The organism is Pseudomonas sp. MB-090624 (assembly GCF_003205245.1).
Lineage (GTDB): Bacteria > Pseudomonadota > Gammaproteobacteria > Pseudomonadales > Pseudomonadaceae > Aquipseudomonas > Aquipseudomonas juntendi.
The window spans coordinates 1-8626 of record NZ_QJRK01000090.1; the positions used below are offsets into that span (position 1 = coordinate 1).

Below are 8626 nucleotides of genomic sequence, written 5' to 3' on the forward strand. Positions count from 1 at the left end.
GCGCAAATCCCACAGGAATAATTGGCCCGAAACAAACGTAGGAGCGAGCGCAGCTCGCGATGCGCCGCGCGGGCGGCGCTCGATCTCACAGGCGCTGCATACCTTGTGGCAAACACCTGTCAGCCCTGATGCAATCCCTGTGGGAGCTGGCTTGCCTGCGATGGGCTGCGCAGCAGCCCCGATCAGTGTGGCATCACCCTCAAGTAAGCAGCATCAGGCACCAAGAGCGGCCATAGGGTGCGAAGGCACCGCCGCCAGCCTCAGGCCAACGCCCGCTGCACCTCGCCAACCGTGCTCGCCAGGCTGCTCAGGTGCAGGCTCAGTACCCGCTCGACAGGCGCCTGGTCCAATGGCCAGTGCAAGGCGATGCTCCCGGCCAGGCGGCCTTCGGCATGCACGGGCAAGGCAATGGCGCGAATCAGGTGCGGCAGGCGTACCGGGTACTCCCAGTGGCCCTCGGTGCGCTGGCCGAAACCTTTGTGTGCCTCTTTCTCGATATCGCGCAGCAACGCATCGTCCCCCAGCCGCGCATCGGCCGCCAGGCGTTGTACCTCCTCCAGCCCCAGCTCACCCAGGCAGGCACGGCCCATCGCCGAATGGAACAGGCTGGCATGATGGCCGACGATCTGGCAGGTATGCGGGTAACGCTTGCGCAGGATCTGCGGAATGGCGCTTTCCATGACCTCCAGCCGCTGACCATCGAAACACGACAGGTCCACCACCAACCCGGTACGTTCACTCAACTCCAGCAGCATCGGCGCGGCGCGTTCCACCAGGCGCCGCTTGAAGCGCAACTGGCGGTCACCGTACAAGCGCCGCGAGCACAGCCGATAGCGCCGGTCGCTGAGGCCGCGATAAACCCAGCCCTGCACCTGCAAGGTAGCAAGCATGCGCGACACCGTGGCCTTGGGCAGTGTGGTCAGGTAATGCAGTTCTTCAAGGCCCAGTGCCTGGTGCTCGCCCAGCAGGTCGACGATGGCCAGCGCCCGCTCCACCGAACGCACGCCGCCACCTTCTGCCGTGATGCCCATGGGGATGACCTCCTGGTTGCCAGAGGGTCAGCATAGCCAGCAAAAAGCGCGCCTGGCCAGCACCTCATGGCGCCTGCAGGCTGGGCGGCGGGCAACGCTGCACCCAGCCGGTGAGTTGTTCATGGGCATAGGCCAACTGCAACACGGAATGGTCTGCCTGGGCCGGGCCAATGATCTGCAAGCCCATGGGCAAGCCGCCAGGGTTGAAACCGATCGGCACGCTCATGCTCGGCAAGCCGGCCAGGGTCGGCCCGATCACCACTTCCATCCAGCGGTGGTAGGTGTCCATAGGCCGCCCGCCTACCCGCTGCGGCCATGGCAGGCCCGCATCGAAAGGGAACACCTGGGCCGATGGCAGCAGCAGGAAATCGTAATGCTCGAACAGCTCAGCCATGGCGCGGTACCAGTCACTACGGTCCAGCGAAGCCTGGTACAGCGCTGCAGCACTCAACTGCAAGCCGCCTTCCACCTCCCACTGTGCTTCGGGCTTGAGCAGTGTGCGCCGGGCCGGGTCGGCATAGGCTGCGCTGAGGCTGCCATGCACCAGGAAGTGGCGGTGCGTGAGCCAGCACTGCCACAAGCGAGCCAGGTCGAATGCCGGTTGGCAGGCCTCGACCCGGCAGCCCAGCTCTGCGAAGTCGGCCAAGGCCGATTCGCACAGGCTCATCACCCCGTCATCCATCGGCAGGTAGCCGTTGTAGTCCCCCAGCCAGCCCACCCGTACGCCGCGCAGATCGCGCTGCAAGCCGGCAGCGAAATCGCGCCGGCCTTCGCTCAGCGCCAGCGGTGCCCGTGCATCTGCCCCGGCCTGAACCGATAACAGCCGGGCCACATCGGTCACGCTGCGGCCCATCGGCCCCTCGGTGGCCAACTGCTGCACGAACAATTCCGGCGCAGGGCCGTGGGGCACCCGCCCCTGGGATGGGCGCAGGCCGAACACGTTGTTGAACGCCGCTGGGTTGCGCAACGAGCCCATCATGTCGCTGCCGTCGGCCACCGGCAGCAGGCGCATGGCCAGTGCCGCCGCCGCGCCACCGCTGCTGCCCCCTGCCACCCGTGTCGGGTCGTAGGCATTGGTGGTGGTGCCGAACAAGGTGTTGTAACTCTGCGACCCCAGGCCGAACTCGGGCACGTTGCTTTTGCCCACGATCAAGGCGCCACTTGCCCGCACCCGCGCCACACTGATCGCGTCGTGCAGGGGAACCTGGTCGGCGAACAGCGGCGAACCCAGTGTGGTCCGCAGCCCGGCCGTGGCCGCCAGGTCCTTGATGGCCTGGGGCATGCCATGCATCCAGCCGCGTGAATGGCCGCGGGCCAGTTCGCGGTCACGTTGGTCGGCCTCGGCCAGCAGCGCCGCAGCCGGGCGCAGCGAGACCAGCGCATTGACCCGTGGGTTGCACCGCTCGATGTGCACGAGGTAGGCCTGCATCACCTCGCGACACGACAGCTGGCGGGCGTGTATGGCCTGGGACAAGGCTTCGGCGCCGAGGGCGACAATGGGGTCGATGACAAGCGGCTTCACGGTTTCACTCCAAGGTTGAAGGCAGCCCGTTTGCCCGCCCGGGGTGCGTCTTTCAGGCAGTAGGTAGCCAACAAGGTCAGCAGGCAGGCAAACAGTACATAGAACGATGGCGCCACCGGGGTTCCCAGCGCCTGGGTCAGCCAGGTCACGATCAATGGGGCAAAGCCACCGAATACCATGACCGCCACGTTATAGGCCACCGACACGCCGGTGGAACGCACCTCGACCGGGAACTGCTCGGCCAGGGCAGTCGGCGCCGGGCCGAAGAAACCGCCGATGGCCGTGCACAGCAGCAACTGCATAACCAGCAGGCGCTCCAGGGATGGCGCCGCGGCGACCCAGACATACAGCGGGTAGACCATCACGAAGAACGCCAGGGTGAAGGCCATCAGCACCGGCCGCCGCCCAAAACGGTCCGACAACGCCCCGGCCAGTGGAATGACCAGCGTCATCAGGCCCACCGCGAGCATCTGCACCAGCAGCACCTGGTCCAACGGCAGGCCCAGGCTTTTGTGGGCAAACGTCGGCATGTTCACCAGCACCACATAGAACGATACTGTGGCGCCAGAAGCCAGGCCCATGGCCACCAGCAGGCTGCGCCGGTGTTCACGCAGCACCTGCAACAGGCTGGGCGAACGGCCCTTGGCCTGGCGGCGGGCCTCGATGAACGCCTCGGGCTCTTCCATGTGCTTGCGAATCCACAGCCCTACCGGGCCGATCAGCAGGCCCAGCACGAACGGGATACGCCAGCCCCAGCTGTCCAGCGCCGCAGGCGAGCACAGGTGGGTTACCAGCGCCACCATCGCCGCACCGCCGAACACCGCCAGGCATTGCCCCACCAGTTGCCAGGAGCCGTACAGGCCCTTGCGGTGGGCCGGGGCACTCTCCACCAGGAAGGCCGTGGCGCTGGCGTACTCACCGCCCGTGGCAAAGCCCTGCAGCATGCGCGCCACCACGATCAACAGCGGCGCGGCCATGCCAATGGCCAGGTAATCGGGGGCAAAGGCGATCATGGCGATCGACACGGTCATCAGGCGGATGATCAGCTGCATCGCCGCCTTGCGACCCTTGCGGTCGGCGTACATGCCCAGCAGCACACCGCCCACCGGGCGCATGAAAAAGCCGACACCGAAGGTGGCCAGGGCCATCAGCAGCGAGGCGTATTCATCGTCGGAGGGGAAGAATTGCCGGGCGATGATGCTGGCCAGAAAGCCGTACACGATAAAGTCATACCACTCCAGGGCGTTGCCGATGACGGCAGCCACCACTTGCCGGGTACGTGACACGCCATTACTCGAAGTCTGCATAGGGAACACTCCACTCGGTGTTTGGGTGATCGCCCGGGCACGGTCGCACCCGGGTTCCAGCGGCAGTCGGTAAAAACGGCAGGATCAGGCAGGTGCTAGCCAGCGCTCTGCCAGCGCGCCCCAGTAGGCAGCGCCGGTCAGCAGGATGTCGTCGTTGAAGTCGTAGCCGGGGTTGTGCACCATGGGCCCCGCGACGCCGTTGCCGATGAACAGGTAGGCACCCGGGCAGCGTTGCAGCATCCAGGCAAAATCCTCGCTGCCCATCAGCTTGCGGGTGTTGGCATCCACCGCGTCGGCGCCCAGCAACTCCACGGCTACCTGGGTGGCGAAGGCGTTTTCTGCCGGGTGGTTGACCAGCACGGGGTACGCCGGGCGGTGCTCGATGCTGGCACGGCAGCCGAAGCTTTCAGCCTGGTGGGTGATGATCGCCCGCACCCGCTGCAGGGTCTGCGCCCGTACTTCAGCATCCAGTGCCCGCAGGCTCAGGCGCAGCAGTGCCTGTTGCGGGATCACGTTGGCCGCTTCGCCGGCCTGCAGGGCCCCCACCGTCACCACCGCTGCCTCCTGGGCGTCGATATTGCGCGCCACCACGGTTTGCAATGCCAGCACCACACTGGCGGCGGCAACCAGCGGGTCGACCGTCAGGTGCGGCATGGAGCCGTGGCCCCCCACCCCGTCCAGGGTCACGGTGAGCAGATCTTGCGAAGCCATCATCGGCCCTTCACGCAAGCCCAACTGCCCCGCGGGCAAACCTGGCATGTTGTGCATGCCGAACAATGCATCGCAGGGAAAACGCGTCAGCAAGCCATCGGCCAGCATCGCCTCGGCACCACCCTGCCCCTCTTCTGCCGGCTGGAATATCAGCGTCAGTGTACCGTCGAACTGCCGGGTGGCGGCCAGGTAGCGGGCGGCACCGAGCAGCATGGTGGTATGCCCATCGTGGCCGCAGGCGTGCATGCAGCCTTGGTGCTGGCTGCTGTAGGCGGCACCGGTGGCCTCATGAATGGGCAACGCGTCCATATCGGCACGCAAGCCCAGGCGGCGCTGGCTGCTGCCATGGCGCAGCACGCCCACCACGCCAGTCTTGCCGATGCCGGTGTGCACCTCGTAGCCCCATTGTTCCAGGTGGCGGGCGACCAGCGCTGAGGTGCGGTTTTCTTCGAAGCCCAGTTCCGGGTGGGCGTGAATATCATGGCGGATCGCGTGCAAGTCGCTGGCCACATCGTTCAGCCAGGCCAGGATGTGCTGATGTCGGGACATGTGCAGTCTCCTTGTGCGGGTGGTTTCCCGTTCTTGTTGTTCGCCTTGAGGTCACGACGGGTGAGGCAGGTCGTGCTGGCTGCCAGCTAAACCTGGCCTGCCGTGGCACACAACCGAAACTGGTTTCATGCTGCGGAACAAAAGCCTGGTGCTGGTGGTGCTCCATCCGCGGCCACGCATAGGAAACCGTCGCTGGCGCATAGGTTGCAGACGCGAATGATTCTCGGTCAGGCGCTACAATGCCGGCCGTTGCGTGCCCGTGCGGGGTGCGCGTTGCCAACATCGAGGAACGGGCATGGCCAGAACAACGCTGGTGGGGGTTTTCACAGGGCTGGTGGTCGCAGGCGGTATAACGCCGACGAGCGCGAGCGAACGGCTGGTGCTGGAAGACACGGTGGTGGCCAGCGACAAGCTTGAACAAGCCCGCGACCAGTTGCCTGCCAGCCTCTCGGTGATCGACGCCCGGACCCTGCAGAGCACACCGGTGGACTCGCTGGAACAACTGGTGCGGCGCACCCCGGGGTTCACCTTCCAGCCCTTTGGCCAGTCGGGTACGCAACTGCCGGTGGTGCGCGGCCTGACCTCCAATGCCACGGCCTTCTCCAACTCGCTGCTGATGCTGGTCGACGGCGTGCCGGTGTTGCGCGGCCAAGGCTTCGACAATGACCTGGTGGGCGTCGAGCGCGTGGAGATCCTGCGCGGTCCGCAATCGGCACTGTACGGTCGCAACGCCGAGGCCGGCGTGCTCAGCGTGTTCACGCGCCAGCCGGGCGACGCCGACTACGCCCGGGTGGAAACCGGACTGGGCAGCCGTGACAAGCGCCTGGTCAGCGCCGACCTGAGCACCGCGCTGATAGAAGGCACCCTGTATGCAGGCGCCGCCGGCCAATGGACAAGCCAGGACGGCTACCTGGACGACGACTTCGCCGGTGGCAAAGCCGACGACCGCGAGCGCCAGAGCGGCCGCCTGACCCTGCGCTGGACGCCGGACGCGCTCACCGACGCGACCCTGCGCTACAGCACCCTGAAATACCGCGACCAGGCCGCGCAATGGGGCAGCCGCACGGGCCGCGACCGGGCAGTGAATTCCGGGCTGGCCGGGCGTAACCACTCCAGCGGCGACACCTGGTCGCTGGACCTGCGCCGGCAACTGGGCGGCGACCTGGAACTGCGCTCGATCACCGCACGCAGCGTGTTCGACGACCGTCTACGCCAGGACACCGACTTCCAGCCAAGCGACCTCATGCACCTGGCCCGCGACTACCACTTCGAAACCCTGAGCCAGGAACTGCGCCTGAGTGGCAGCCACGGGCAAGGCCGCTGGTTGCTGGGCGCGTATGCCGACCGTGAAGACCACGACCTGGATTACCAGCAGAAACTGCCGATGGGGCTCAGCCGCACCCAGGCCGGCCTGGGTGGCAATACCGCCGCGCTGTTCGGCCAATGGCTGCAGCCGCTGTCGGGGGCCTGGTCGTTGACCTTGGGTGGCCGCTATGAGTACGCACGTGCCTGGATCGACCCGGCAGGCAACCGCAACCAGTCCGACAGTTGGCAGCACTTCACCCCCAAGGTGGCAGTGCAGTATGCGCTGAGCGACGATGCCCAGGCCTACGTCAGCTACAGCCAGGGCATGCGTGCGGGCGGCTTCAATGCCTTCGCCAGCAGCGCCGGCAACCCGGCGTACGACCCGGAGCAGGTGCGCAGCCTTGAGGTGGGCCTGAAGGGCCTGACCGCGGACCAGCGCCTGCGCTACTCGGCGGCGCTGTACCGCATGCAGGTGCGTGACATGCAGGTACAGCAACTGGTGCAGCAGGGGCTGGTGTACATCACCAATGCGGCAGCGGCGACCTCAACCGGCCTGGACCTGGACCTGGAATACCTGCTGGGTGAACGCTGGACCCTCACTGCGGCGCTGGGGCTGAACCGCACCCGCTTCGAGCGGTTCCGCGAGGGGAGCAACGACTACGAGGATAACCGCAACCCGTTCGCCCCGGCCTTCACCGGCCACCTGGGCCTGCGTTACGACGCCGATGCCGGCTGGTACGTGCAGGGCGCGCTGAGTGCGGTGGGCAAGGTGTATCTGGACGCTGCCAATACCTATCGGCGCCCCGGCTACGGCCTGGTGGACCTGAGCGCTGGCTACCGCTTCGGGCAGTACACCGTCAGCACCTACGTCGACAACCTGCTGGACAAGCGCTACGACGCCCAGGGATTGCTCAATGGCGCTGTGACCGTTTACAGCCCGCCACGCGAGGTGGGGATGAGGGTCAGCTTCGAGCTGTAGGGGGCGCGCGCCGCTGCGACCCACGCCATGGCCCGCAGCGGCGCCCTGACCGGGCTCAGCGCTTGCGCCCGAAGATCGACTTTGGTGACCGCCCGAAATAGCGGGTGAACGCCACGGTGAAGTTGTTCGGGTATTTGTACCCCACCTGCCACGCCGCCTGCGCCACCTGTTGCCCGGCCTCCAGCAAGGTCATGGCCTTGCGCATGCGCAATTCCAGCAGCATGCGTGCCGGTGTGGTGTCGAACAGGTAACGGAACCCCTCCTTGAGCTTGTGTTCGTTCATGCCCACCGCCGTGGCCAGGTAATCCACGGTCAACGGCTTGTCCAGTTGCTCGCACAACAGGTTGCGCGCCCGCTCGATACGCTGCACGTCGCTGGTACTCAAGGCCGCGGCGGCGCTGGGTGGCGGCGCCAGCAGGTTGAACTGCTCGGCCAGCAGGCTGAGGGTGTGGATATGCAGGTCCAGCCGGTGGGCCGGGTCCAGACCGCCCGGTTGCAGGTAGCGCACCAGCGCGGCGGCATGGGCTTGGGCGGCCTGGGAGCTGGGCCGGAAATCCAGGCGGTGCAACCGGCCGCTGCCCAGCACTTCAGTGGCCCGTGCCTCGCCCACGTACTTGCACAGCGTCGCGTGGTCGATCACCACGCGCAGTTGCGAAGCGGTTTCGTTGGCCTGGTACCGGCGCTCGCCAGGCGTGGCACGGAAGGCGGTGATGGTGGTGTGCCCCGCCTCGAACGCCAGGCTGCTGCCGTCCTGGCCGATGAAGCCGGATTTTCCCTGCAGCCCCACCGTCACCACCATCACGTGGCCGTCATGCGGCCCGCAGGTCTCCTCCACCAGCGGGCGTGTGGGGTGGTAATGCAGGCGCCCCAGCGACAGGCCTTGCTCCAGTTGCAGCAGGTCGGTGTGGCACTGCCCGTAGGCTTCGTCCAGTTGCAGGCGCAGGCGCCCGTCGGCGCTCAGCGAACGGTGCCGGGGCTGGTCCAGGCCCAGGCGGCAGGTGGCGTTGCTCGTGTTCATGAAGACATCCCTGAGGATCTGCGGCCATCGCACCGCATAGAAACGGCTCCGGCTCGCATATTTTATGTGAATGATTCTTATTTAATATATACCACCCTTTGAGCTGATTCGGCCATGCCCCGTTTCGTTCCTTATCCGTGGGCCCGCAACGGCCACACACGCGACAACTACAGGAAGTTACCGTGACCCGACTTGCCCCCCGCC

6 protein-coding genes are annotated in these 8626 nt (G+C 66.3%); 1 reads left to right on the forward strand and 5 read right to left on the reverse strand.

From position 1 onward, the window contains the following. Positions 1-260 precede the first annotated feature (260 nt). The 4 genes from DMX12_RS28480 to DMX12_RS28495 form a co-directional block, all read right to left on the reverse strand. Entirely contained in the window at positions 261-1031 is a 771-nt protein-coding gene (locus DMX12_RS28480; RefSeq protein WP_029886042.1) for an IclR family transcriptional regulator, read from the reverse strand. A gap of 64 nt (positions 1032-1095) precedes the next feature. Beyond that, a complete protein-coding gene (locus tag DMX12_RS28485; protein WP_110680062.1) occupies positions 1096-2553 on the reverse strand; it encodes an amidase in 1458 nt (485 codons plus the stop codon). Next, positions 2550-3860: a citrate-proton symporter gene (locus tag DMX12_RS28490; protein ID WP_110680063.1), complete on the reverse strand. Its 1311-nt coding sequence runs from the start codon at positions 3858-3860 to the stop codon at positions 2550-2552. The genes DMX12_RS28485 and DMX12_RS28490 overlap by 4 nt, the downstream gene beginning before the upstream one ends. Before the next feature lie 84 nt (positions 3861-3944). Further along, on the reverse strand, positions 3945-5120 hold the full coding sequence (locus DMX12_RS28495) for a M20 aminoacylase family protein (RefSeq protein ID WP_110680064.1): 1176 nt from the start codon (positions 5118-5120) through the stop codon (positions 3945-3947). A 295-nt stretch (positions 5121-5415) separates the two neighbouring features. Between DMX12_RS28495 and DMX12_RS28500 the strand changes: the two genes are divergently transcribed. Then, positions 5416-7404, forward strand: coding sequence for a TonB-dependent receptor (locus tag DMX12_RS28500; protein WP_110680065.1), 1989 nt, complete (start codon positions 5416-5418; stop codon positions 7402-7404). 55 nt (positions 7405-7459) lie between these two features. Here DMX12_RS28500 and DMX12_RS28505 read toward each other — a convergent pair whose 3' ends face one another. Next, positions 7460-8422 carry an AraC family transcriptional regulator gene (locus DMX12_RS28505; protein WP_110680066.1) on the reverse strand — a complete coding sequence of 321 codons (963 nt, stop codon included), beginning with the start codon at positions 8420-8422 and terminating at the stop codon, positions 7460-7462. Between the last annotated feature and the right edge of the window lie 204 nt (positions 8423-8626).

Bases quoted from the DNA above. Each gene is read 5' to 3' on its own strand.
- DMX12_RS28480 (WP_029886042.1), bottom strand. From the start codon at position 1,031: ATGGGCATCACGGCAGAAGGTGGCGGCGTGCGTTCGGTGGAGCGGGCG.
- DMX12_RS28500 (WP_110680065.1), top strand. From the start codon at position 5,416: ATGGCCAGAACAACGCTGGTGGGGGTTTTCACAGGGCTGGTGGTCGCA.
- DMX12_RS28505 (WP_110680066.1), bottom strand. From the start codon at position 8,422: ATGAACACGAGCAACGCCACCTGCCGCCTGGGCCTGGACCAGCCCCGG.
- DMX12_RS28495 (WP_110680064.1), bottom strand. From the start codon at position 5,120: ATGTCCCGACATCAGCACATCCTGGCCTGGCTGAACGATGTGGCCAGC.
- DMX12_RS28490 (WP_110680063.1), bottom strand. From the start codon at position 3,860: ATGCAGACTTCGAGTAATGGCGTGTCACGTACCCGGCAAGTGGTGGCT.